Source organism: Microbacterium sp. AG238 (assembly GCF_003610405.1).
Classification (GTDB): Bacteria; Actinomycetota; Actinomycetes; order Actinomycetales; family Microbacteriaceae; genus Microbacterium.
The window spans coordinates 2,389,313-2,413,690 of sequence record NZ_RAQC01000001.1 but is presented as its reverse complement, the minus strand read 5'-3'; the positions used below and the strand labels follow the sequence as shown (position 1 = coordinate 2,413,690).

Genomic DNA, 24,378 nt, shown 5'->3' with positions numbered 1-24,378 from the left:
TGCCCGCCCCCGCAGCCCCGCTCCTCCCCCGCCTCATCCCCCGTGCACAGCCCCGCGCCCTGCACCACTGGGGAGGAATCCCCGCAGGAACGCGAAAACGCACCGTCGACGCGACCACGCACCATCTACGGTGCGCCCTCGCGGCGGCGGTGCGTTCTCGGCGCTTGGCCTACTGGTTGCCGATGTTCTTGTCGACGTTCTCGCGCACCTCGTCGATCTTCGCGTGCTGCTGCTCCGGGACGACCTTCTTCACAGCATCCGCCGCGCCCTGGAGGAACTTGTCGCTGACCTCTTCGGCCTTCTCGCTCTTGAGGGCCTCCTCGATCTTGTCGCGGTTCTGCTCGAACATCTGCTTGCCCTTGTTGATGATGTCATCCACGCCCATGGCACGGTCCTTTCGTCGAACGGTTGAAGCCATGACAGCGCGCCGCCGGGCCGGCGTCAACAGCTTGCGAAACGACGGAACCCCCCGGACCCGAAGGTCCGAGGGGTTCCGCGAAGGAAGTCGAGAGACTTACTTGATGATCTTGGTCACCGTGCCGGCGCCGACGGTGCGGCCACCCTCACGGATCGCGAAGCCGAGGCCCTCTTCCATGGCGATCGGCTGGATGAGCTCGACCGACATGTCGGTGGTGTCACCGGGCATGACCATCTCGGTGCCCTCGGGCAGCGAGATGACGCCGGTGACGTCCGTGGTGCGGAAGTAGAACTGCGGGCGGTAGTTCGTGTAGAAGGGGTTGTGACGGCCACCCTCCTCCTTCGAGAGGATGTAGGCAGTGCCCTCGAAGTTGGTGTGCGGGGTAACCGAACCCGGCTTCACGACGACCTGGCCACGCTCGACGTCGTCACGCTTGGTGCCGCGAAGGAGCAGACCACAGTTCTCGCCGGCCCAGGCCTCGTCGAGCTGCTTGTGGAACATCTCGATACCCGTGACCGTGGTCTTCTGCGTCGGGCGGATGCCGACGATCTCGACCTCGGAGTTGATGGCGAGGGTGCCACGCTCGGCGCGACCGGTGACGACGGTTCCACGACCGGTGATCGTGAAGACGTCCTCGACGGGCATGAGGAACGGCTTGTCCTTGTCACGCACCGGGTCGGGGATCGACTCGTCGACGGCGTCCATGAGCTCGACGATGGCGTTGACCCACTTCTCGTCGCCCTCGAGAGCCTTCAGGCCCGAGACGCGGACGACGGGAGCGTTGTCACCGTCGAAGTCCTGCGACGACAGCAGCTCGCGAACCTCGAGCTCGACGAGCTCCAGGATCTCCTCGTCGTCGACCATGTCGGACTTGTTGAGCGCGACCAGCAGGTACGGCACGCCGACCTGCTTGGCGAGCAGGACGTGCTCGCGGGTCTGAGCCATCGGGCCGTCGGTGGCGGCGACCACGAGGATCGCGCCATCCATCTGAGCGGCACCGGTGATCATGTTCTTGATGTAGTCAGCGTGACCCGGGGCGTCGACGTGAGCGTAGTGACGCTTGGGGGTCTCGTACTCGACGTGCGAGATGTTGATCGTGATACCACGCTGACGCTCTTCGGGCGCCGAGTCGATGGACGCGAAGTCACGCTGCACGTTGGTGGCCGACGGGTACTTGTCAGCGAGCACCTTCGAGATCGCCGCGGTGAGCGTCGTCTTGCCGTGGTCGACGTGACCGATGGTTCCGATGTTGACGTGCGGCTTGGTCCGCTCGAACTTGGCCTTAGCCACTGGGTCCTCCTCAGGACTGTCGTTGTAGATCTCCGGGCGCTGGATTGCGACCGGTTCTCTACGGGGATGTTTTCACTCTAGTAGAGAGGTCGATATTCAGTTTGAGTGGATGCCGGGAGCGTGGGCCCCCGGCATCCCGAGGGCTTACTCGCCCTTGTTCTTCTGGACGATCTCGTCGGCCACCGCGCGGGGGACCTCGGAGTAGCTGTCGAACTCCATCGAGTAGACCGCGCGGCCCGAGGTCTTCGAGCGCAGGTCACCGATGTAGCCGAACATCTCCGACAGGGGGACGAGAGCGCGGACGATCTTGATGCCCGAGCCGTCCTCCATCGACTGGATCTGGCCACGACGGGAGTTCAGGTCGCCGATGACGTCGCCCATGTACTCCTCGGGCGTACGCACCTCGACGGCCATCAGAGGCTCGAGGATGACCGGGTTGGCCTTCCGCAGCGCCTCCTTGAAGCCCATCGAACCGGCGATCTTGAACGCCATCTCGGACGAGTCGACGTCGTGCGACGCGCCGTCGAGCAGGATCGCCTTGACACCCACGATGGGGTAGCCGGCGAGCACGCCGACGTTCATCGCGTCCTGGAAGCCCTGGTTGGTCGGCTCGATGTACTCGCGCGGGATACGGCCACCGGTGACCTTGTTCTCGAACTCGTACGTCTTGTCGGCCGTGACCTCGAGCGGCTCGATCGCGAACTGGATCTTCGCGAACTGACCCGAACCACCGGTCTGCTTCTTGTGGGTGTAGTCGTGACGCTCGACGGCCTTCTTGATCGTCTCGCGGTACGCGACCTGCGGCTTGCCGACGTTCGCCTCGACGCGGAACTCGCGCTTCATGCGGTCGACGAGGATGTCGAGGTGCAGCTCGCCCATGCCCTTGATGACGGTCTGACCCGTCTCGGGGTTGAGCTCGGTGCGGAACGTCGGGTCCTCTTCGGCGAGCTTCTGGATGGCGACACCCAGCTTCTCCTGGTCGGCCTTGGTCTTCGGCTCGATCGCGACCTCGATGACGGGCTCGGGGAACGTCATCGACTCGAGGACGACGGGCTCCGCCGGGTCGGCCAGGGTGTCACCGGTGGTGGTGTCCTTCAGGCCGATGACGGCGTAGATGTTGCCCGCGGTGAGCGAGTCGACCGGGTTCTCCTTGTTGGCGTGCATCTGGAAGATCTTCCCGATGCGCTCCTTCTTGCCCTTGGTCGAGTTGATGACCTGCGCGCCCGAGTCGAGGTGACCCGAGTACACGCGGACGTAGGTGAGGCGACCGAAGAACGGGTGCACGGCGACCTTGAACGCCAGCGCCGCGAACGGGTCGTTGGCGTCGGGGTGACGCTCGATGATCTTCTCTTCGTCCTTCGGGTCGTGCGCCTCGATGGCGGGCACGTCGAGGGGCGAGGGGAGGAAGTCGACGACCGCGTCGAGCATGGGCTGCACACCGCGGTTCTTGAACGCCGAGCCGCAGAGCACGGGGTACAGGTCGCCCGCGACGGTGAGCTTGCGGATCGCGCCCTTGATCTCGGCGACGGTCAGCTCTTCACCGCCGAAGAACTTCTCGAGCAGCGCGTCGTCGGACTCGGCGACGGTCTCGAGGAGCCGCTGGCGGTACTCGGCGGCCTTGTCGGCGAGGTCGGCCGGGATCTCCTGGATCTCGTACTTCGCGCCCATGGTCACGTCACCCTTGGCGTCGCCGGGCCAGACCAGCGCGCGCATCTCGACGAGGTCGATGACGCCCACGAAGTCGTTCTCGGCGCCGATCGGGAGCTGCAGCACGAGCGGCTTGGCACCCAGGCGGCTGACGATGGTGTCGACGGTGAAGTAGAAGTCGGCGCCCAGCTTGTCCATCTTGTTGACGAAGCAGATGCGGGGGACGTCGTACTTGTCGGCCTGACGCCAGACGGTCTCGGACTGGGGCTCGACGCCCTCCTTGCCGTCGAAGACCGCCACCGCGCCGTCGAGGACGCGCAGCGAACGCTCGACCTCGACCGTGAAGTCGACGTGGCCGGGGGTGTCGATGATGTTGATCTGGTTCTTGTTCCAGAAGCAGGTCACGGCGGCAGACGTGATCGTGATGCCGCGCTCCTTCTCCTGCTCCATCCAGTCGGTGGTCGAGGCGCCGTCGTGCGTCTCGCCGAGCTTGTGGTTGACGCCCGTGTAGAACAGGATGCGCTCGGTCGTCGTCGTCTTGCCGGCATCGATGTGCGCCATGATGCCGATATTGCGGACCTTGTTGAGGTCGGTGAGCACTTCTTGTGCCACGGGCTGTTCCTTACGTTTGGTCGGGAGCGCCGGCCGGGGAGGTTCCCCCGGCCGGCACCGAGAAGCTGTTTACCAGCGGTAGTGCGCGAAGGCGCGGTTCGACTCGGCCATCTTGTGGGTGTCTTCGCGGCGCTTGACCGCGGCACCGAGGCCGTTCGAGGCGTCGAGGATCTCGTTCTGCAGGCGCTCGGTCATCGTCTTCTCACGACGGCCCTTGGCGTACGAGACGAGCCAGCGCAGCGCGAGCGTGTTCGCGCGGTGCGGCTTGACCTCGACGGGCACCTGGTAGGTCGAGCCACCGACGCGGCGGCTCTTGACCTCGAGGGTCGGACGGACGTTGTCGAGCGCCTTCTTCAGCGTCGCGACGGCGTCCTGGCCGTTCTTGGCCTCGACACCCTTGAGCGCGGTGTAGACGATCGACTCGGCGATGGACTTCTTGCCGTCGACGAGGATCTTGTTGACGAGCTGCGTGACGATCGGAGCGCCGTAGACCGGGTCGTTGACGACGACGCGGCGGGGCGCGGGTCCCTTACGAGGCATCTAACTCAACCCTTCTTCGCGCCGTAGCGGCTGCGAGCCTGCTTACGGTTCTTGACGGCCTGGGTGTCGAGCGCACCGCGGACGATCTTGTAACGGACACCGGGGAGGTCCTTCACACGACCACCGCGGACGAGCACGAGCGAGTGCTCCTGCAGGTTGTGGCCCTCGCCGGGGATGTAGGCGGTGACCTCGGTGCCGTTGCGGAGCTTGACACGTGCGACCTTGCGCATGGCCGAGTTCGGCTTCTTGGGCGTGGTCGTGTACACGCGGGTGCAGACACCCGCCTGCTGGGGGTTCGCCTTCAGAGCGGGCGCCTTGGTCTTGGTGACCTTCGGCGAGCGACCCTTGCGAACCAACTGCTGAATGGTTGGCACGTTCTCTCCTTGTAGTGCTGCACGGTGACAGCGTCGTGGTTTCACCACAGATCCACCGGCGCGTCACGAATGCTGCGTTTTCGAAGGGTGGATATGCCGTGGGGGCGTCCTGTTCGCAGGACGATCCCGATTCGCGTGCTCCGCCTCGACCTGACCATCGGACCGAGGCACGACGCAGGGCGCGCACGAGCGCACACCCGATCAATGATACGCCTCTGCGGCGAGGCGGGCAAACGCCGACGGATGCCGGTGGTATCGGTCTCAGGCTCCGGGCCGCTCGATACGCAGTTCCGCGTCGCCCAGAAGGAAACGCTCGCCCGCCGGAGCGTCGGATCCGGGCTCGAGCTCGATCTCGGTTCCGAGGAAGTTGGTGAGGACGACGCCGTTCGTCGAATGGAGGTCGGTGATGTGCCACAGCCCCGACCGCAGCTCCAGTCGCGCGTGCGTCTTGGACACCGTGCGCGTGCTGTCCTCGATGGCGACGAGCTGGGCACGGGGATATTCCGGGTCGGGCGCGGGCTGACGGCCGACGATGGCGACGTCGCCGGTCAGCGGCGCGATCTCTCCGTCGGGCAGCACCAGCTGCCAGTAGACCCGGCGGCGCGCCACGACCACGGTGTGGTCGATGTCGCCGTCGTCGGGTCCCTCTGCCCGGCGGAGCTGTGCGGGCACCGCCGCCTCCGCCGTCCGCGGTGCGCCGGCCGCGGGAGCGCTCGCGACAGCGGAGACCTCGTCGGACAGCTCGGGGAACTCATCGGGGGTCCGCGCGAATGCGCGGCGGGCGATCGGCGTGGCGGGAACGGCATCCCACGTCCGGCGTCCCGCGCCGAGACCGGAGGCGGCGTCGGGATCGGCGAACGAGGGCACCACCCCGGGGCGGTCGGATGCCGCGCGCGACGGGAACGGCGACGGCGAGATCGCCGAGACGTCGTCGATCTCCGACGGCCAGCGGGCGTCGTCCGAGCCGTCGTCGTCAGCGTCTGAGCTTTCCGACGCGACGTCGGCGGGCTCCGGGCGAGTCTCAGCCGCCGGCGCCGGCTCGCGGAGGATCGGCTCGCGCGCCTCCCGCGGTGCCGGCTCGGAGAACGCGGGCCTGCGGTCGGGCTGCGGCTCGTCGACTGGGGCGCCCTCGGTGGACGCGACCGGCGAATCGCGCTCGGGCTCGGGCTCGGGCTCGGGCTCGACAGCAGCAGCATCGCCCGCGAACGGTACGACCGCGGCAGCCGGTGCGGTCGTAGGCGTCGAGAGGTCGGCGGCGGGCTCCGGAACGGCGGCGGGGGCGAAGGGCGACGGCGGTGCCCACGGCGACGGCTGCAGGCCGGTCGGCGTCTCCTCGCGTTCGGCGACCGCTTCGCCGCTGGCGGCGAGCGGCTCGGGGCTGAAGTGCCGTGCGGACAGCGTCGGGGTGGCGAGAGTGGGCGGCGCCGCGGGCTCCGGAGCGCGAGGCGACCGTGCCTGCGCGTCGTCCGGGTCCGTCTCGGACAGCGGCGGGGTGAAGACCCAGGGCGGCGGCGCGACGTCGGCCGTACGCTCCTGGCGCCAACGGGCGGGCCCGAGTCCCAGGATGCTCGCCCACACGACGAAGAGCAGAGCGGCGAGCACCGTCATGCCCGGCCCGACGCCGAAGCCCCGTCCGATGCGGTTCGCAGAGATCACCAGCAGCACGTAGACCACGAGGGGACCGGCCACGGGGAAGAGGCCGATGAGCACGAGCCACGGGCTGAACCCGGCGATGCGCAGCACCACGGCGATGTTCAGCACGGGCACCCACCCCTGCCACGGCTCCTCGTCGGTCTTGCGGAACAGGCCGGCCAGCGCGAGCGCTGTCCAGACGTACAAGACCGCACCCAGCACCGTCGAGAGCACGACGAGGAGGATGAGGAGCGATTCGTTGGCGGAGGTGGTCATCGCATCCCACGATAGGGCCAGCGGCGCTCGACCACCGTCGTCACACCGCGCCGCCGCGATCGGGGCCCGGTTCGAAGGGAGCGTCGAGTGACCGGGTGAGCTCGGCGAGCATCGCCTCGATCTGCGGTTCCACATGCTGCGCCACGGCCGCCTGAACGCGCAGTCGGTGGCGCAGGAGCACCGCGCACACCTCGCGCCCGATCATGTTCGCGTAGTCGTCGGCGAGACCCACCTCTTGACGCAGGGCCGCCTTGGCCTCGCTGCTGAGCGGCGGGAGATCGGGCACCGCCTGGTCGGATTCCTGAGCCAGCCCCGAGATCGTGAAGAGGAACGGCGCTCCGGCCACCGGATCGGGGTCGAGCGGCAGACCTTCGAACTCGGGCTCGAGGCCCTCTGCCGGACGATAGCTGCGTGCCCGGTTGCGCGCGGCCTGCTGATCGAGCTCGGCCTGCAGCATCGGCAGGTTGCGCGAGGTGTACTCCGCGACGGCGGCATCCACGATGGACTTCATGCGCGTGGACAGTCCGTGCTGCACCCCGTGGGGAACGTCGGCCCCGAGACCGACCGCCGACAGGACGGGCGAGCCGATGCACCGCCGACAGGGAGCGACCCGACCGCGGTGCGTTGCCGGCTGCCAGCGCGGCAGCCAACGCAGCCAGGCATCCACCGCCTGGCTGACCTGGGTCTCGAGCGACCGCTCCACGGGCCTATTGTCGCCGATCCTGGCCGGTGGCGCGGGGATTTCGCATCATTCGTCCTCGTCGCGTTCCCAGGCCCACCTCGGCGGCGTCGCCCGCGTGCGCACCAGGGCGACCGCCGACCACCCCGCTATCGCCGCGGCGACGACGAGGAGCACGCCGAACCACGACACCGCGAAGCCGCCGGCCGCCGCGAGGGCGCGGGCCGCGTCGACCCCCACGAACAGGGCCGATCCGACGAGCCCGACGAGGTATCCCAACAGCGACACGACCCCCGTCAGGGCCGCGATCGCATACGACGGCCGTGCCGCGCGCAGCGTGCTGGCGAGGACCGCTGCGACCGCGACGACCGCACCGGCGAACCCGACAGCGCCGGGGACCGGTCCGAGGCCACGGACGGCGACGACATCCTGCCCCGTCGCGAGGCTCAGGATGCCGAGGCCGCAGATGGCGAGCGCCCCGAAGCCCACGACCGCGAAAGCGGTGGCGAGCCCGGGGCGCATTCCGCCGGAGGGGGTGGACATCAGTAGCGGTGCAGTTGCGGCCCCGCCTCGAGGGTGCGCTCGTACTCGCGCTGCGCCTCGGCGTTGATCTCGGTGACGCGGCGACCGCGGGCGGCGACCCAGGCGCCGAACCAGATCGTCAGCTCGCGACCGGCGACCAGAGCCACCAGCGCTAGGGGCGCGAATGCCTGCTCGCCGACGATCGTGAGCGCCTGGCTGGGCGCGATCGTCCAGAACGGGGCCTGGAAGAGCTGTCCGGCGATGTGACCCGCGTAGGACGCGAGACCCACCAGCAGGCCGAGGAGGACCCAGAGACCCCACCGTCCGCGATTGATGAACGCGCCCAGGATCCAGAACGCCAGGAAGAACACCGCGACGGGTACCCAGAACCACCACGAGGTGGCGGCTGCCAGAGCCTGGTCGGCGATGTTGGCGGTCGTGACCTCACCGCGCACGGCATCGATCCCCAGCGCCGCACCCAGGTAGATCAGCGCGAAGGCGATGGCGGCCAGGAGACCGATGGCGCCGGCCGCACCGCGGTTGCCACGCGGGGTGGGCGCCTCGGGCGCCTGCACGAAGATGGGCTGCGGGCTCGGCGCGGCGGTCGCCGGGGTCTCGGCGACGGGCTCGCTCGCGCTCACCGTGCTCGCCCGATCGGCCTCGTCGGCACGGTAGGCGCGCGTCGCGGTATCGCTCGTGGCGGCTGCGCCGGCGGCGGCAGCGGTGCCGGAGGCAGCAGCGGTGTTTGATGCCGCGGCATCCGGGTCTCCGGTGGTCGCGGTGTCCGCGTCGCGCGGGGAGTCCCACTCGCTGGGCGAGTTCCAGCTGTCGGAGGTCGCGGACGAGCCGACGGTGTCGGTGCGCTCGTCGTGCGAAGCGGCATCGATCCGGGCGGCATCCGCCGCAGCGGTCGTGCCGTCGGACGCGGGGCGCTCCGTGTCGTCAGCGGTCGCGGACCGCTCCGGGAGGTTGCCGGAGCCAGAGTATGCGGCGTCCCAGTCGTCGACCGAGACCGCACCGCGCGACGCCTCGGCGTCGGCGAGCCCTGCCCGGGCACTGCCCACGACGTCGTCCACCGGCTGCGGCTCGTCGACCGGCTCGCCGTACTTGGGGTCGCTCATGCGATGTGCTCCTCACGCGGTGGCCGGTGCCGCCGCAGAGGCGAGGATATCCCGGCGACGGGGGCGCGCCGCGCAGGCGTGCCGACGTGTCTGCGCACCCGTCCGCAGGTGCGGACGTATCGTCGTCCCATGACCTCGCGCGCCCTCCCCCGCCTCGCGCCCGCCGCGGTAGTCCTCGCGGTCGCGCTGCTCGCGGGCTGCGCGCCCGAACCCGGCACCGGCGCGGCCGCGACCCCGGGTGCGACCACGCCGGTCGACGCCGTCACCCCGACGCCCGCGATGACGGTATCGGCCGAGGCGGGCGGGCCGCCGCCGGCGGCATCCGGTTCGGTGGTGTCGACCACCGTGCTCCCCCGCGACTGCGCCGGCATCCTCGGCGCACCCGCCCGGACCGCGCTCGCATCCGTGCCGCTGAACGACCCGGCCTTCGGCGAGAGCGGACTCCGGGCCGACGGGTCGCTGCGCTGCGTCTGGGCCGACCCCGCCGCCGACACCGCCAAGATCGAGACGACCATCGGCTACGCCGAGCGCAATCCCGTGATCGACTTCTTCAACGAGCTCACCGGCATCGGCTTCACCTGCTACGAACCGGCCGGAGGCGTGCGCTGCGAGAAGACCTGGCAGAACGCGCGCTACCCCGTCACAGACGGACGGACGCTGTTCTTCCGCGACGGCGTGCTGATCGACACCCAGTTCTCGCACCTCGCGCCCGAGGGCTACACGACGGGCATCATCGCGTCGCTCTGGCCCGCCGGCGCCGCGACGCCCGCGCCCTGATCAGCGGGACGGGGCGAAGACCGCGTTGCCGACGCGGCTGGCGTACTGCTCGGGATGCCACACCGACTGAGACGTCGAGACCCAGTGCCCCTCTCCCGCCTCGATCGTCTCGACGAGGTCGCCGTCAGTGCGCGAGCAGAGCGTGCGCACGCCGCTCTCATCGCACGTGAAGCCCTGAGCGGGCAGCGCGGATGCCGCGATCGAACCGGCATCCGTTCCCACCGATCCGACCGTCGTCGAGATCGACCCGGCATCCGAGGTCCACGCGCACGTGAAACGGACCTCGGGAGCAAGAGCCTCGACGAGGGCTGTCGCGGTCGAGACGGGGGCGTCCTGCGTCTGCTCGAGCTGGGCGCCGGGCGAGTACTGCAGCGTCACCCACAGCGCCTCCGGGTACAGCTCGCGGCACTGCTGCGGGCCATCGGCGGCCGCGGCGGCGGCACCCTCGTCGGCGCCTGCGCCGAGCATCCCCATGCCCGTCGTGACGAGCGGGACGGTCAGGAACGCGAGCACCCCGATCACGCCGGCGCAGAAGACGCCGACGATCCAGGCGAAGACGACGTTCCGACCCCCGATGCGTGCCACCTCTCCACGCTAATCCGCAGGAGTGCGCTCACGCCGACCGACACGACGAAGGGGCCCCGGGACATGCCCGGGGCCCTTCGCAGGATCAGCGATCGATCAGTTGTAGCTGGTGAAGTCGCCGTCGGTGGAGAAGCTGTCGAAGTCGACGTAGCTCAGGTCGGCGTCGCTGTACGCGCCGTCCGACGCGAAGATGCGGTTGGGGTACCGCTCGCTCTTCGCCTCCTCCGTCGCCTCGACGGCCACGTTGCGGTACTTCGCAAGGCCCGTTCCGGCGGGGATGAGCTTTCCGATGATGACGTTCTCCTTGAGGCCGACGAGCGGGTCGCTCTTGCCCTCCATAGCCGCCTGCGTCAGAACGCGGGTGGTCTCCTGGAACGACGCGGCCGACAGCCACGACTCCGTCGCGAGCGACGCCTTCGTGATACCCATCAGCTCGGGGCGACCCGACGCGGGGCGCTTGCCCTCGCCGACCGTCTCACGGTTGATCTGCTGGTACTTCTTGAAGTCGACCAGCTCACCCGGCAGCAGCGTGGTGTCGCCGTGGTCGACCACGGTGACCTTCCGCAGCATCTGACGGACGATGACCTCGATGTGCTTGTCGTGGATCGGCACACCCTGCGAGCGGTACACGCCCTGCACGCCGCCGACGAGGTACTTCTGCACCTCGCGGGCACCCTGCACGCGCATGATGTCCTTCGGGTCGAGCGTGCCGACCTGCAGCGGGTCGCCGACCTCGACGTGCTGGCCGTCCTCGACGAGGAGGGTCGCACGCTTCAGCACCGGGTAGACGAAGGGCTCGTCGCCGTTGTCGGGCGTGATGATGACCTTCTTGGCCTTCTCGGTCTCGTCGATCGTGATGCGGCCGCTGGCCTCGGCGATCGGCGACGCACCCTTGGGGGTACGGGCCTCGAAGAGCTCCTGCACGCGGGGAAGACCCTGCGTGATGTCATCGGCCGATGCAGAACCACCGGTGTGGAAGGTACGCATCGTCAGCTGAGTACCGGGCTCACCGATCGACTGGGCGGCGATGATGCCGACCGCCTCGCCGATGTCGACGATCTTGCCGGTGGCCAGCGAACGGCCGTAGCACTTGGCGCAGACACCCACGGCCGAGTCACAGGTCAGGACCGAGCGGACCTTGATGGAGGTCACCCCGCCCTCGACGAGCTTGTTGATCAGCACGTCGCCCACGTCGTCGCCGGCCGCGGCCAGCACCTCGCCCGAGGGCGAGACGGCGTCGGCGGCCAGGGTACGGGCGAACACCGAGTTCTCGACGTTGGCATCCTTGATGAGGGCGCCGTCGGCACCGGCTGCGGCGATCGGCAGCTCGAGACCCTTCGACGTGCCGCAGTCCTCCTCGCGGATGATGACGTCCTGCGAGACGTCGACCAGACGACGGGTCAGGTAACCCGAGTCGGCGGTACGCAGAGCGGTGTCGGCCAGACCCTTACGAGCACCGTGCGTCGCGGTGAAGTACTCCGCCACCGACAGCCCCTCGCGGTACGAGGAGATGATCGGACGCGGCATGATCTCGCCCTTGGTGTTGTTGACCAGGCCTCGGATACCGGCGATGTTACGGATCTGCAGCCAGTTACCACGGGCGCCCGACGAGACCATGCGGTTGATGGTGTTCTCGGCGGGGAAGTTCGCCTTCATGGCGGCCTGGACCTCGTCGGTCGCCTCGGTCCAGATCTTGATCTGCTCCTGGCGACGCTCGGCGTCGGTCACGAGACCCTTCTCGAACTGGCCCTGGACCTTCGAGGCGAGCTTCTCGTACTTCGAGATGATCTCGGCCTTGTTCGGCGGCGTCAGGACGTCGCTGAGCGCCACGGTGACGCCCGAACGGGTCGCCCAGTGGAAGCCGGCGTCCTTGATCCGGTCGAGGGATGCCGCGACCTCGGTCTTGGGGTACTCCTCCGCCAGCTTGTTGACGATCTGCGACAGCTTGCCCTTGTCCGCCTGCTCGCGCACGAACGGGTAGCCCTTGGGCAGGGTGTCGTTGAAGATCGCCTGTCCGAGCGAAGCGTCGACCAGACCGTGACGCTCGTAGCCCTCGGGGGCGTCGCCCTCGAGGAACGCGAGGCCGGGGATGCGGATGCGGACCTTGGCCTGCAGGTCGAGGGTGCCCTCGTCCTTGGCCAGGATCGCCTCGCCGACCGAGCCGAACACGCGGCCCTCACCCTTGGCACCTTCGATGACCGTGGTCAGGTGGTGCAGACCGATGATCATGTCCTGCGAGGGCAGGGTGACCGGACGGCCGTCCGAGGGCTTGAGGATGTTGTTCGACGCGAGCATCAGGATGCGGGCCTCGGCCTGAGCCTCGACCGACAGCGGCAGGTGGACGGCCATCTGGTCGCCGTCGAAGTCCGCGTTGAAGGCGGCGCAGACGAGCGGGTGCAGCTGGATGGCCTTACCCTCGACGAGCTGGGGCTCGAAGGCCTGGATGCCCAGGCGGTGCAGGGTGGGTGCACGGTTGAGCAGCACGGGACGCTCGCGGATGATCTCCTCGAGCACGTCCCAGACCTCGGGACGCGTGCGCTCGACGGCGCGCTTGGCCGCCTTGATGTTCTGCGAGTGACCGAGGTCGATCAGGCGCTTGATGACGAACGGCTTGAAGAGCTCGAGGGCCATCTGCTTGGGCAGACCGCACTGGTGCAGCTTCAGCTGGGGTCCGACGATGATGACCGAACGGCCCGAGTAGTCGACGCGCTTTCCGAGCAGGTTCTGACGGAAACGTCCCTGCTTGCCCTTGAGCATGTCGGACAGCGACTTCAGCGCACGGTTGCCGGTTCCGGTGACGGGGCGACCGCGGCGACCGTTGTCGAACAGGGCGTCGACGGCCTCCTGCAGCATCCGCTTCTCGTTGTTCACGATGATCTCGGGAGCCCCGAGGTCGATCAGACGACGCAGACGGTTGTTGCGGTTGATGACACGGCGGTACAGGTCGTTGAGGTCGGAGGTCGCGAAGCGGCCACCGTCGAGCTGGACCATCGGACGCAGCTCCGGCGGGATGACCGGGACGACGTCGAGCACCATCGAGGCCGGCGACATGCCGGTCTGCAGGAACGAGTTGACGACCTTCAGGCGCTTGATCGCACGGATCTTGCGCTGGCCCTTGCCCTCGGAGATCTGCAGGTGCAGCGACTCGGCCTCGGCGGCCAGGTCGAACGCCGCGAGGCGACGCTGGATGCCCTCGGCACCCATGTAGGCCTCGAAGTACTGGCCGAAGCGGTCCTGCAGCTCGTGGAAGACGTCGTCCTCCTGCTTGAGCTGGCCGACCTCGAGGGAGCGGAACTCCTCCCACACCCGCTCGAGGCGCGAGATCTGCTCGTCGAAGTTCTTGCGGACGGTCGCCATGTCCTTCTCGGCGGAGTCCTTGGCCTTCTTCTTCTGGTCGGCCTTGGCACCGTCGGCCTCGAGGGTCGCGAGCTCCTCCTCCAGCTTCGCCAGACGCGTCGCCACGCGGGCGTCGCGGCGGTCGCCGAGGTTCTTGATCTCGAGGCGCAGGTTGTTCTCGTGCGTGGGGAGGTCGCGGTGACGCGCATCCTCATCGACCGAGATGACCATGTACGCGGCGAAGTAGATGACCTTCTCGAGGTCCTTCGGCGCCATGTCGAGCAGGTACCCGAGGCGCGAGGGCACGCCCTTGAAGTACCAGATGTGGGTCACGGGAGCGGCGAGCTCGATGTGGCCCATGCGCTCACGGCGGACCGAGGACTTGGTGACCTCGACGCCGCAGCGCTCGCAGACGATGCCCTTGAAGCGGACGCGCTTGTACTTTCCGCAGGCGCACTCCCAGTCGCGGGAGGGGCCGAAGATCTGCTCGCCGAAGAGGCCGTCCTTCTCGGGCTTGAGCGTGCGGTAGTTGATGGTTTCGGGCTTCTTGACCTCGCCGAAGGACCAACGACGGATGTCGTCAGCAGTGGCCAGGCCGATGCGAAGCTGATCGAAGGTGTGTGACTCGAGCACTGATTCTCCTGTGTCGGAATTCTGTTCGTTGCCTGGCCGGATCAGATCTCGTCGATCGACGAGGACTCGAAGCGGCTGGAGATGTTGATGCCGAGCTCTTCCGCTGCGCGGAAGGCTTCGTCATCGGTGTCGCGGAGGTTGACCTCGGTGCCGTCGGCCGAGAGGACCTCGACGTTCAGGCAGAGCGACTGCATCTCCTTCATGAGCACCTTGAACGACTCGGGGATGCCGGGCTCCTGGATGTTCTCGCCCTTGACGATGGCCTCGTAGACCTTCACGCGGCCGACGATGTCGTCGGACTTGATCGTCAGGAGCTCCTGGAGGGCGTACGCGGCGCCGTAGGCCTCGAGGGCCCACACCTCCATCTCACCGAAGCGCTGGCCACCGAACTGCGCCTTACCACCGAGCGGCTGCTGGGTGATCATCGAGTACGGGCCCGTCGAACGCGCGTGGATCTTGTCGTCGACGAGGTGGTGGAGCTTCAGGATGTACATGTAGCCGACCGAGATCGGAGCCGGGAACGGCTCGCCGGAGCGACCGTCGAACAGCTTCGTCTTGCCCGACGAGTCGATGAGACGCTCACCGTCGCGCGTGAGGTTCGTCGAGTCGAGCAGACCCGCGATCTCCGACTCGAACGCACCGTCGAACACGGGCGTCGCGACCTTGGTGCCGGGAGCGGCCTCGCGTGCGACCTCGGGCAGGCGCTCGGCCCACTCGGGGTTGCCCTCGACCTTCCAGCCCTGCGCGGCGATCCAGCCGAGGTGCAGCTCGAGGACCTGGCCGAAGTTCATTCGACCCGGGATGCCGAGCGGGTTCAGGACGACGTCGACGGGCGTGCCGTCGGCGAGGAAGGGCATGTCCTCGACGGGGAGGATCTTCGCGATGACACCCTTGTTGCCGTGGCGGCCGGCGAGCTTGTCACCCTCGGTGATCTTGCGCTTCTGGGCGATGTAGACCACGACGCGGCGGTTGACGCCCGAGCCGAGCTCGTCGTCGCCGTCCTCGGCGTTGAACTCCTTGACCGCGATGATGGTTCCCTGCTCACCGTGGGGCACCTTCAGCGACGTGTCGCGGACCTCGCGGCTCTTCTCGTTGAAGATCGCGCGGAGCAGACGCTCCTCGGCCGACAGCTCGGTCTCACCCTTGGGCGTGACCTTGCCGACGAGGATGTCGCCGGGACGCACCTCGGCGCCGATGCGGATGATGCCGCGCTCGTCGAGGTCCTTCAGCAGGTCGGGCGCGACGTTCGGGAGGTCACGGGTGATCTCCTCCTTGCCGAGCTTGGTGTCGCGCGCGTCGACCTCGTACTCCTCGATGTGGATCGAGGAGAGCGTGTCGTTCTTCACGAGCTCCTGGCTGAGGATGATCGCGTCCTCGAAGTTGTGGCCCTCCCACGTCATGAAGGCGACGAGGAGGTTCTTGCCGAGCGCGAGCTCGCCGTTCTCGGTGGCGGGACCGTCGGCGATGACCTCGCCGACCTCGACGCGCTCACCGGCCGAGACCACGACGCGCTGGTTGTACGACGTGCCCTGGTTCGAACGGTCGAACTTGCGGAGGAAGTAGTCCTGCGTGCCGCCCTCGTCGAGCTGCACCGTGACGACGTCGGCCGAGACCTCGGAGACGACACCGGCCTTCTGCGCGGTGATGACGTCACCGGCGTCGATCGCGGCGTAGCCCTCCATACCCGTTCCGACCAGCGGCGAGTCGCTGCGCAGCAGCGGCACGGCCTGACGCTGCATGTTCGCACCCATGAGGGCGCGGTTCGCGTCGTCGTGCTCGAGGAAGGGGATGAGCGAGGTCGCCACCGACACCATCTGGCGCGGCGAGACGTCCATGTAGCCGATCTCCTCGTTCGGGAAGAGGTCGACCTCGCCGCCCTTGCCGCGGCGGGCGAGGACGCGGTCGGCCACGAACGAGCCGTCCTTGTTCAGCTCGACACCGGCCTGCGCCACGACGTAGTCGTTCTCTTCGCTGGCGGTGAGGTAGTCGATCTCGTCGGTGACCTTGCCGTCGACGACGCGACGGTACGGGGTCTCGATGAAGCCGAACGCGTTGATGCGCGCGAACGAGGCGAGCGAACCGATCAGACCGATGTTCGGGCCTTCGGGCGTCTCGATCGGGCACATGCGGCCGTAGTGCGACGGGTGGACGTCGCGAACCTCGACGCCGGCGCGCTCACGCGACAGACCGCCGGGGCCCAGCGCCGAGAGGCGACGCTTGTGGGTCAGACCCGCGAGCGGGTTGTTCTGGTCCATGAACTGCGACAGCTGCGAGGTTCCGAAGAACTCCTTGATCGCGGCGACGACGGGGCGCACGTTGATCAGGGTCTGCGGCGTGATCGCCTCGATGTCCTGCGTGGTCATGCGCTCGCGAACGACGCGCTCCATGCGCGACAGACCGGTGCGGACCTGGTTCTGGATGAGCTCGCCGACGGCGCGGATACGACGGTTGCCGAAGTTGTCGATGTCGTCGGTGTCGAGGCGGATCTCGGCGGGCTTGCCGTCGCGGATGCCGTCGAACGTGGTGTCGCCGCGGTGGAGACGGACCAGGTACTTGATGGTCGCGACGATGTCGGCGACGGTGAGCACCGACTCCTCGATCGGGGTGTCGAGACCCAGCTTCTGGTTGATCTTGTAGCGACCGACCTTGGCGAGGTCGTAGCGCTTGGCGTTGAAGTAGAAGTTGTCGAGGAGCGCGCGCGCTGCCTCGGCGGCGACCTGCTCGCCCGGACGGAGCTTGCGGTAGATGTCGCGGAGCGCGTCCTCCTTGGTGAGGATCGTGTCCTTCGCGAGGGTCTCCTCGATCGAGTCGTACCCGGCGAACTCGGCCATGATGTCTTCGCTGGTCAGGCCGAGGGCCTTGAGGAAGACGGTGACCGACTGCTTGCGCTTGCGGTCGATGCGGACGCCGACCTGGTCGCGCTTGTCGATCTCGAACTCGAGCCATGCGCCGCGCGAGGGGATGACGCGTGCCGAGACGATGTCCTTGTCGGAGGTCTTGTCGGGCGTCTTGTCGAAGTAGACACCGGGCGAACGGACGAGCTGCGACACGACGACGCGCTCGGTGCCGTTGATGATGAAGGTGCCCTTGCCGGTCTGGAGCGGGAAGTCGCCCATGAAGACCGTCTGGGTCTTGATCTCACCGGTGAGGTGGTTCATGAACTCGGCCTCGACGTAGAGGGGCGCCGCGTAGGTCTTGCCGCGCTCCTTGCACTCCTCGATGGAGTACTTCTCGGGCTCGAGGTAGGGGTTGGTGAACGACAGCTGCATCGTCTCGCCGAGGTCCTCGATGGGCGAGATCTCCTCGAAGATCTCCTCGAGGCCACTCTGGAGGGCGACGTCGGTGCGACCGGCGGCCTGCGCCTCGGCGAGGCGGGCCTTCCAGGCGTCGTTGCCGACGAGCCAGTCGAAAGACTCCGTCTGCAGCGCCAGCAGGTCGGGGACCGTCAGCTTGTCGGAGATCTTCGCGAACGAGAGGCGGGAAGCGCCGCGACCGTTCTTGGGGGTGGTGGTGGATGCGTTGCTCGCAGCAGCCAAGGGGATTACCTCCGTGGCCCGGGTGGGGCCGGTTCCTTGTCGTCAGGTGGAGTGCTCCCGGTCCGAGCTCGCGCGTCTCACGCCGTCGGACGGGCGGAATCGCGCAGAGCACAAGCCGACCACCATATGAGGGCAAGGGGGACGGGAGCGCAACTACCAACTATAGGCGGCGCGACGCGCCATGTCCAGCACAATCCTTGACGACCCCCGGATGCTGCGGTATAAATGCGCGCCACCCGGGACGATGGTCACTCCCAGGCCCAGCTGGACAGCACGATCTCGGCCAGTCGACGGCGGTCTTCCTCGGCGGTGTCGGCGGGCGAGGCGATGGTGATGACGAACGTCTGCTCGTCGCGCGTGGCGTAGTACTGATCGATGAGGGTCGGGGCGCCGTCCTGCTCGAGGGTCGCGACCAGATGCGCCGATTCGCTGCCGGCGATGTCGACGCGGTCCTCCAGCGACACGTCGGTGGCACCCACCGCCTCGAGGCTCGCGGCGCCGTCGGCTTCGACGTCACCGGGGGTGATGACGCCAGGTGAGACGACGACCGTGATGTATCGGCCCTCGGCGTCGGCGGACTCCGAGACGAAGACGTCGACCTGCCCTCCCGTCGGGTCCTGGTCGGGCACGGCCCACCCGCGGGGCACGGTGAAGCTGTACCCGCTCCCCCGCACCGTCTCGCCGGGCTCGTCTTCGACCGATGAGGTCGCGGTGGGTGCCGGTGTCGCGGGCGCCGAGCTGACCGGCGACGAACCGTCGGGTCGGTCAGCCCCCGGCTGCGCATCGCACGCCGCGAGCAGCAGCGTCGCCGACACGAGGGCGACGGCCATCGGGGCGATCCGGGAGCGCGTCATGCCTCACACGCTAGGCGAATCGGCAGCGCGAACACTCCCCTTGACACGAGAGCACGCCGCCCGCTGCAGAAGCGGGCGGCGTGCTGCCGAGGTGCGAGGATCAGGCCCACGCCCACGAAGCGAGGACCGAGTCGTAGACGGCCGCACGGTCGGCTTCCGAGACCTCGGGGCTGAACGAGAAGGTCACGACGTAGGTGCGGTCGCCGTCGGACGCGTAGAACTGGTCGACGTTGTACGTCGCGCCCTGCTGCGTGACCGACGCGGTGATGTGCGCGGACTCGCCGCCGGCGATCACCGTGCGGGGCGCGACGGCGACGTCGGTCGCGCCGGCCTGGGTCTCCAGCTGCTCGACGCCGTCCTTCTCGATCTGCTCCGGCGTCACGGTCTGACCCTCCGGCGAGAGGACGACGTTGACGTTGTCGGCGAAGGCGGCCGTGGGGTCGGACAGATCGGCGACGAAGACGTCGAGCCTCTCGGTGCCCGGCACCGCCTGCTCGGGGACTGCCCAGCCCTCCGGCACGGCGAAGCTGTAGCCCGTTCCGGTGATGGTCTCGCCCGACGCGGGCGCGACATCCGGGGCGCTCGCGGCGGGAGCGGACGACGAAGTCGAGGACGAGGGTGCGGGCGACGCGCCGGCGTCCCCCGACGCGGCGGTGTCGTCCGCCTGCCCGCCGCAACCGGCGAGGAGGAGCGCCGCGGAGACGAGCAGCGCGGCCGATGTGGTGGTCTTGGTGCGGATCATGGTCTCGACGCTAGGCGAACCGGCCCGAGTCCACCGGCTCTTGACAGGGGGAGTTCTCCCCCTTGACGGATCAGCGATCGTCGGCGGGGCCCTCGCCCCGCATCGTCGGGCGCAGTCGCACACGATCTCCCGGACGGGCCTGTGCGAGACGAGCCAGACCGGCCGGTGTCACGACGCCCACGACGGGGTATCCGCCGGTCACCGGGGCATCCACACCGAACACGACCGGATGCCCCGCGGGCGGGACCTGGATCGCCCCCGGCACCATCCCCTCGCTGGGCAGCTCGTCGTCGCGCCGCCGGTCGAGACGCGGGCCCTCGAGGCGGATGCCCACCCGGTCCGCCGCCGCGGACACGATCCAGGTCTCGCCTGCGAGGCGGCGCCGAGACTCCGACGTGAGCCAGTCCGACCGCGGACCGGGCATGACGGGGATGTCGAGCGGAACCGCGCCCGTTCCGGTGGGCGGCGGCCCCCACGGATGCAACGGCAGAACAGGAACCGGCCCGGCGACGTCGTCGCCGACGGCAACGACATCCCCCTCTCGCAGCGGCGCCGGCCCGAGCCCGGCCAGCGTGTCGGTCGATCGCGAGCCCGCGACCGGCGCGACGTCCCACCCTCCGCGAACGGCGAGGTAGGCGCGGGAACCGGCGAGGAAACCGTCGAGCCTCAGCTCCGCTCCCGTCGGCCATCGGTGCACGACGAACGGGTCGCCCACGCGTCCGTCGATCACGACCGGCGCCCACGCTCCCGTCACGACCACGGTCAGATCGCGCTCCGCCACCGCTCGCAGCCCGCCGACGGCGACCTCGATGGCGGCGGCCCCCTCGCGGTTGCCCAGCAGCCGGTTCGCGAGCGCCCATGCGGCGGGGTCGGCGGCGCCTGCCGCGCCGATGCCGTCCGCAGCCCGTCCCGGACGGCCGCCATCCTGGAACGTGCTCTGCAGGCCCGGCGCGATGACGCGGACGCCGCGCGGAGCCGCCGGTGCTGTGCGTCCCGGCGGTTCTGGCACCGTCGCCGTTGCTGGTCCCTTCGCCGGCTCCGTCGCCGGAGGCCGGGCGGGGGCCGGCGGGGCCGCGGGGGCCGGGAACAGCCGCGTCACCACGTCGAGAGTCGGCCGCGTCGCGGCATCCGGAGTCGGCGAATCGGACTGCGCCGCATCCGAACCCGCGGCATCCGAACTCGCGACGCGGCTGCGCATCGGGTCGAAGCGCACGGCCGTGCCCGGGACGAGGAGTGCGGGGCGATCGGCATCCGCGTTGAACAGCGGCGCGTCCGTCGTGCCGATGAGCTGCCATCCGCCCGGCGTCTCGCGCGGATACGCTCCTGAGAACACACCGGCCAGACCGACCGAGCCGGCGGCGACGCGCGTGCGCGGCGACGGCCGACGCGGGATGTCGAGATCCCAGCCCGCGCCGACCAGATAGCCGAACCCGGGGGCGAAGCCCGTGAATGCGACCGTCCAGTCGGTCCCGGCATGGCGGGCGGCGAGCGCCTCGGTGCTGGATCCGAGCAGCGCGGCGAGATCGGCGAGGTCGGCCCCGTCGTAGCGGATCGGCAACGTCACGGACGCGGAGGCGGATGCCGGCGGCGCCGCCGACGTCACAGCCGACGAGACCCAGGCCCGGACCGCCGCCGGGCGCATTACGGCCGGATCGACACGGACGAGAACCGTCGCGGCCGCGGGCACGATGTCGACCACCCCCGGCGGCGGCGCGGCCGTCAGCCTCGCGTGCAGCGCCATCGCCGCCGCCAGATCCGACACCTCGACGAGCACCGCGTCGTGGCCCATCGGCAGCATCCTCATCGCGGCATCCTCGATCCGGCGCCGTGTCGGGGACCTCGCCCCGGCAGGCAGGATGGCGGCTCGGACACGACCGTCACCACGGCGAGCGCACCACGATCCCGGCGGCGTCGAGCGCTGACCTCACCGCGCGAGCCATCGCAACGGCACCGGGGGAATCGCCGTGCACGCACAGTGACGCCGCCTCGCTGCGCACGACCTCTCCCGAGACCGCGACGACTTCCCCCTGCGTCGCCAAGCGGAGCGCACGCTCGGCGACGACGTCCGGATCGTCGAGCAGCGCGCCGGGAGCTCCGCGCGGCACGAGCGAGCCGTCGGCGAGATAGCCGCGGTCGAGGAAGGCCTCGAGATGGAACGGCAGCCCCGCATCCGACGCCGCCGACACGATCGCACCCCCGAGCCCCAGCAGCGGAACCGCGCGGCCGAGCTGTACCGACAGATCCGCGACCGCCGCGGCGACGGCTCGCGCGGTCGCCGCATCCTCGCTCGCCGCGTGATAGAGCGCCCCGTGCGGCTTGACGTACCGCACGTCGGCACCGGCAGCGGCGAGGGCGTGCAACTGACCGAGCACCTGCGCGCGCAGCAGATCGGGCTCGACCGCGACCCGGACCCGCCCGAAACCCGCCCGGTCGAGATAGGAGGGGTGGGCACCGACCGCGACCCGGGCGGCGGTGGCCCCGGCCACGGCGGTGCGCATCGACGAGGCGTCGCCCGCGTGACCGCCGCAGGCGATCGACGCGCTCGACACGAGGGCGAACATCGCGGTGTCGTCGGCCGTCGGGACGCCGTCGACCGTCTCGCCCAGGTCCGCGTTGAGGTCCATGGGTCAACGCTAGCCCGCGGCCCGGGCGGGCACCGCGGCTCGCCGTGCCGTGCCGTGCCCGTGCCCGTGCCGTGCCCGTGCCGTGCCGTGCCCGTGCCGCGCCCGTGCCGCGCCCGTGCCCGTGCCCGTGCCGCGCACAGGCTGACCGACGCCCGAACCCGGCTCGAGGCCCGCCCCGGTACACCCAACCTGATCGCGGCACGCCCGCCGCAGGCCCGCCGGGCCTGCACCCGTCACGACGGCTGTGCCGTTAACAGGCTGAACAGCCGCACCGCCCCCGCGAACGGCGTCCCCGCGGCAGCCAGCCTGTCCGCGGCACGAGCGCGCGGTCCGCGGCACGAGCGCCCGGTCCGCGGCACGAGAGCGCGCGGTCCGCGGCACGAGCGCGCCCGGTCCGCGAGACGACGGGCCAGCGTTACGTCGATGTAACGGGTGGGCCCGACACGGTGCGCTCGGGGCCGCGGGCGGGCAGGATGGGCCAATGGCAGACTCCTCCACTCCCCTGCTGCGGGTGAGCGACATGGCCGTCGACTTCCGCACGCTCGAGGGCCCGGTGCACGCGGTCGAGGGCGTCGACCTCGAGATCTCGGCGGGTGAGACCGTCGCGATCGTGGGCGAGTCCGGCTCGGGAAAGTCGACGACGGCGATGGCCGTGATCGGACTCCTCCCGGGCAACGGGCGCGTCGTGCGCGGCAGCATCCGCCTCGACGGCGAGGAGCTCGTGGGCGCGCCCGAGAGCACGCTTCGCCGCATCCGCGGCGGGTCGATCGGACTCGTGCCGCAGGACCCGATGTCGAACCTCAATCCGGTCTCGAAGATCGGCACCCAGGTCGCCGAGACGCTGCTCGCTCACGGCCTCGCCACGTCGAAGGACGTCGACGCCAAGGTCATCGAGACCCTCGCCGCGGCCGGGCTGCCGGATGCCGCCGAACGCGCCAAGCAGTACCCGCACGAGTTCTCGGGCGGGATGCGGCAGCGCGCGCTCATCGCGATCGGGCTGGCCTGCAACCCGCGGCTGCTCATCGCCGACGAGCCCACGAGCGCCCTCGACGTCACGGTGCAGAAGACGATCCTCGATCAGCTCGGGCGGATGACGGGTGAGCTGGGCACCTCCGTCCTGCTCATCACCCACGACCTCGGCCTCGCCGCGGAGCGCGCCGCGCGCGTCGTCGTGATGCATCGCGGCCGGATCGTCGAGCAGGGTCCGGCCCGCCAGATCCTCGAGGATCCGCAGCAGCCCTACACGCAGGCCCTGGTGAAGGCGGCGCCCTCGGTCGCGGCGGTGCGCCTGCGGCCGGAGGCCTACCGCGCGACGCCCCCACCGGCTGCCGTCACCGACCCCGCGGCATCCGGAGCATCGGCCCCGGCGGACACAGCAGCACGCCGCGATCACATCGTCGAGATCGAGAACCTCACGAAGCTCTACAAGATCCGCGGTCGCAAGGATGACTTCGCCGCGGTCAGCGACGTCTCACTCGCCATCCCGCGCGGTGAGACGGTTGCCATCGTCGGCGAATCCGGGTCGGGCAAGACGACGACGGCGCGGATGCTGCTGAAGGTGATCGAGCCGACATCGGGAACGATCCGTTTCGAGGGGCAGGATGTCGCGGGCCTGAAGGGCCCGCAGCTGCGCGAGTTCCGGCAGAAGGTGCAGCCGATCTTCCAGGACCCGTACTCGTCGCTGAACCCCATGTTCACGATCGAGCGGATCGTCGCCGAACCATTGGAGTTCTACAAGCGCGGGACCCCGAGAGACCGCGCCGCGCATGTGAGGAAACTGCTCGACGACGTCGCCCTGCCGCAGACGATGCTGCGGAGGTACCCCTCCGAGCTCTCGGGCGGGCAGCGTCAGCGCGTCGCGATCGCACGCGCCCTCGCCCTGAACCCCGAGCTGATCGTGTGCGACGAGCCGGTGTCGGCCCTCGACGTCCTCGTGCAGGACCAGATCCTCACGCTGCTGCGCGACCTGCAGGGCGAGTACGGGTTGAGCTACCTCTTCATCTCGCACGACCTCGCCGTCGTGCGTCTGATCTCGGACTACGTCTGCGTCATGAAGGACGGCGCCCTCGTCGAGGCCGCCTCGAGCGAAGAGATCTTCACCAATCCGCGCGACCCCTACACGCGGCGGCTGCTGTCGTCGATCCCGGGCAACGAGCTCGACATCGCCTCCTGAGGGGCCA

Annotated in this window: 18 protein-coding genes; 2 read left to right on the top strand and 16 right to left on the bottom strand. The window is 69.4% G+C overall.

All coding sequences use genetic code 11. The features are described 5' to 3' along the window. Nucleotides 1-169 precede the first annotated feature (169 nt). From DEU36_RS11325 to DEU36_RS11285, 9 genes are all read right to left on the bottom strand, one after another. On the bottom strand, nucleotides 170-385 hold the full coding sequence (locus tag DEU36_RS11325; protein ID WP_120264232.1) for an Rv0909 family putative TA system antitoxin: 216 nt from the start codon (nucleotides 383-385) through the stop codon (nucleotides 170-172). Nucleotides 386-514: 129 nt separating this feature from the next. Continuing rightward, a complete protein-coding gene (gene tuf / locus DEU36_RS11320) occupies nucleotides 515-1,708 on the bottom strand; it encodes an elongation factor Tu (protein ID WP_023954029.1) in 1,194 nt (397 codons plus the stop codon). 144 nt (nucleotides 1,709-1,852) lie between these two features. Then, the gene (gene fusA / locus DEU36_RS11315; protein WP_120264231.1) at nucleotides 1,853-3,967 is read right to left on the bottom strand and encodes an elongation factor G; all 2,115 of its coding nucleotides are present in this window, start codon (nucleotides 3,965-3,967) and stop codon (nucleotides 1,853-1,855) included. 69 nt (nucleotides 3,968-4,036) lie between these two features. Further along, nucleotides 4,037-4,507, bottom strand: a complete 471-nt coding sequence (gene rpsG / locus DEU36_RS11310; RefSeq protein ID WP_023954027.1) for a 30S ribosomal protein S7 — start codon at nucleotides 4,505-4,507, stop codon at nucleotides 4,037-4,039. Nucleotides 4,508-4,512: 5 nt separating this feature from the next. Further along, a complete protein-coding gene (gene rpsL / locus DEU36_RS11305; RefSeq protein ID WP_018187369.1) occupies nucleotides 4,513-4,881 on the bottom strand; it encodes a 30S ribosomal protein S12 in 369 nt (122 codons plus the stop codon). 261 nt (nucleotides 4,882-5,142) lie between these two features. After that, the gene (locus DEU36_RS11300) at nucleotides 5,143-6,789 is read right to left on the bottom strand and encodes an FHA domain-containing protein (RefSeq protein ID WP_120264230.1); all 1,647 of its coding nucleotides are present in this window, start codon (nucleotides 6,787-6,789) and stop codon (nucleotides 5,143-5,145) included. A gap of 40 nt (nucleotides 6,790-6,829) precedes the next feature. After that, nucleotides 6,830-7,492, bottom strand: a complete 663-nt coding sequence (locus tag DEU36_RS11295; RefSeq protein WP_120264229.1) for a spermidine/putrescine ABC transporter substrate-binding protein — start codon at nucleotides 7,490-7,492, stop codon at nucleotides 6,830-6,832. 45 nt (nucleotides 7,493-7,537) lie between these two features. Further along, nucleotides 7,538-8,011 (bottom strand): hypothetical protein, encoded by a 474-nt coding sequence (locus DEU36_RS11290; RefSeq protein ID WP_120264228.1) that lies wholly within the window; start codon nucleotides 8,009-8,011, stop codon nucleotides 7,538-7,540. Then, a complete protein-coding gene (locus DEU36_RS11285; protein WP_120264227.1) occupies nucleotides 8,011-9,111 on the bottom strand; it encodes an ABC transporter in 1,101 nt (366 codons plus the stop codon). Before DEU36_RS11285 ends, DEU36_RS11290 begins: the two co-directional genes overlap by 1 nt. Before the next feature lie 129 nt (nucleotides 9,112-9,240). Between DEU36_RS11285 and DEU36_RS11280 the strand changes: the two genes are divergently transcribed. Then, nucleotides 9,241-9,888 (top strand): hypothetical protein, encoded by a 648-nt coding sequence (locus DEU36_RS11280; RefSeq protein WP_120264510.1) that lies wholly within the window; start codon nucleotides 9,241-9,243, stop codon nucleotides 9,886-9,888. Here the strand turns inward: DEU36_RS11280 and DEU36_RS11275 are convergent, their stop codons facing one another. The 7 genes from DEU36_RS11275 to DEU36_RS11245 all read right to left on the bottom strand — a co-directional run bounded on the left by DEU36_RS11275 (nucleotide 9,889) and on the right by DEU36_RS11245 (nucleotide 22,198). Next, on the bottom strand, nucleotides 9,889-10,473 hold the full coding sequence (locus DEU36_RS11275; RefSeq protein ID WP_120264226.1) for a hypothetical protein: 585 nt from the start codon (nucleotides 10,471-10,473) through the stop codon (nucleotides 9,889-9,891). 96 nt (nucleotides 10,474-10,569) lie between these two features. Beyond that, the gene (locus DEU36_RS11270; RefSeq protein WP_120264225.1) at nucleotides 10,570-14,442 is read right to left on the bottom strand and encodes a DNA-directed RNA polymerase subunit beta'; all 3,873 of its coding nucleotides are present in this window, start codon (nucleotides 14,440-14,442) and stop codon (nucleotides 10,570-10,572) included. Nucleotides 14,443-14,483: 41 nt separating this feature from the next. Beyond that, nucleotides 14,484-17,978: a DNA-directed RNA polymerase subunit beta gene (locus DEU36_RS11265; protein WP_120264224.1), complete on the bottom strand. Its 3,495-nt coding sequence runs from the start codon at nucleotides 17,976-17,978 to the stop codon at nucleotides 14,484-14,486. Between the two features lie 248 nt (nucleotides 17,979-18,226). Beyond that, nucleotides 18,227-18,832, bottom strand: a complete 606-nt coding sequence (locus DEU36_RS11260) for a hypothetical protein (RefSeq protein ID WP_147374398.1) — start codon at nucleotides 18,830-18,832, stop codon at nucleotides 18,227-18,229. 100 nt (nucleotides 18,833-18,932) lie between these two features. Beyond that, entirely contained in the window at nucleotides 18,933-19,574 is a 642-nt protein-coding gene (locus DEU36_RS11255; protein WP_120264222.1) for a hypothetical protein, read from the bottom strand. A 70-nt stretch (nucleotides 19,575-19,644) separates the two neighbouring features. After that, complete coding sequence (locus DEU36_RS11250) at nucleotides 19,645-21,378, bottom strand: carboxyltransferase domain-containing protein (RefSeq protein WP_120264221.1); 1,734 nt, start codon at nucleotides 21,376-21,378, stop codon at nucleotides 19,645-19,647. 73 nt (nucleotides 21,379-21,451) lie between these two features. After that, nucleotides 21,452-22,198 (bottom strand): 5-oxoprolinase subunit PxpA, encoded by a 747-nt coding sequence (locus tag DEU36_RS11245; RefSeq protein WP_120264220.1) that lies wholly within the window; start codon nucleotides 22,196-22,198, stop codon nucleotides 21,452-21,454. A 481-nt stretch (nucleotides 22,199-22,679) separates the two neighbouring features. Here DEU36_RS11245 and DEU36_RS11240 point away from each other — a divergent pair, with 481 nt between their 5' ends. Then, entirely contained in the window at nucleotides 22,680-24,371 is a 1,692-nt protein-coding gene (locus DEU36_RS11240; RefSeq protein WP_120264219.1) for an ABC transporter ATP-binding protein, read from the top strand. The last annotated feature ends 7 nt before the right edge of the window (nucleotides 24,372-24,378 follow it).

Excerpts from the sequence above, each read along its gene's own strand:
- DEU36_RS11250 (WP_120264221.1), bottom strand. The coding sequence starts at position 21,378 with ATGAGGATGCTGCCGATGGGCCACGACGCGGTGCTCGTCGAGGTGTCG.
- DEU36_RS11240 (WP_120264219.1), top strand. The coding sequence starts at position 22,680 with ATGGCAGACTCCTCCACTCCCCTGCTGCGGGTGAGCGACATGGCCGTC.
- DEU36_RS11285 (WP_120264227.1), bottom strand. The coding sequence starts at position 9,111 with ATGAGCGACCCCAAGTACGGCGAGCCGGTCGACGAGCCGCAGCCGGTG.
- DEU36_RS11280 (WP_120264510.1), top strand. The coding sequence starts at position 9,241 with ATGACCTCGCGCGCCCTCCCCCGCCTCGCGCCCGCCGCGGTAGTCCTC.
- DEU36_RS11245 (WP_120264220.1), bottom strand. The coding sequence starts at position 22,198 with ATGGACCTCAACGCGGACCTGGGCGAGACGGTCGACGGCGTCCCGACG.
- DEU36_RS11290 (WP_120264228.1), bottom strand. The coding sequence starts at position 8,011 with ATGTCCACCCCCTCCGGCGGAATGCGCCCCGGGCTCGCCACCGCTTTC.
- DEU36_RS11260 (WP_147374398.1), bottom strand. The coding sequence starts at position 18,832 with ATGACGCGCTCCCGGATCGCCCCGATGGCCGTCGCCCTCGTGTCGGCG.
- DEU36_RS11325 (WP_120264232.1), bottom strand. The coding sequence starts at position 385 with ATGGGCGTGGATGACATCATCAACAAGGGCAAGCAGATGTTCGAGCAG.
- DEU36_RS11255 (WP_120264222.1), bottom strand. The coding sequence starts at position 19,574 with ATGATCCGCACCAAGACCACCACATCGGCCGCGCTGCTCGTCTCCGCG.
- rpsG (WP_023954027.1), bottom strand. The coding sequence starts at position 4,507 with ATGCCTCGTAAGGGACCCGCGCCCCGCCGCGTCGTCGTCAACGACCCG.
- DEU36_RS11300 (WP_120264230.1), bottom strand. The coding sequence starts at position 6,789 with ATGACCACCTCCGCCAACGAATCGCTCCTCATCCTCCTCGTCGTGCTC.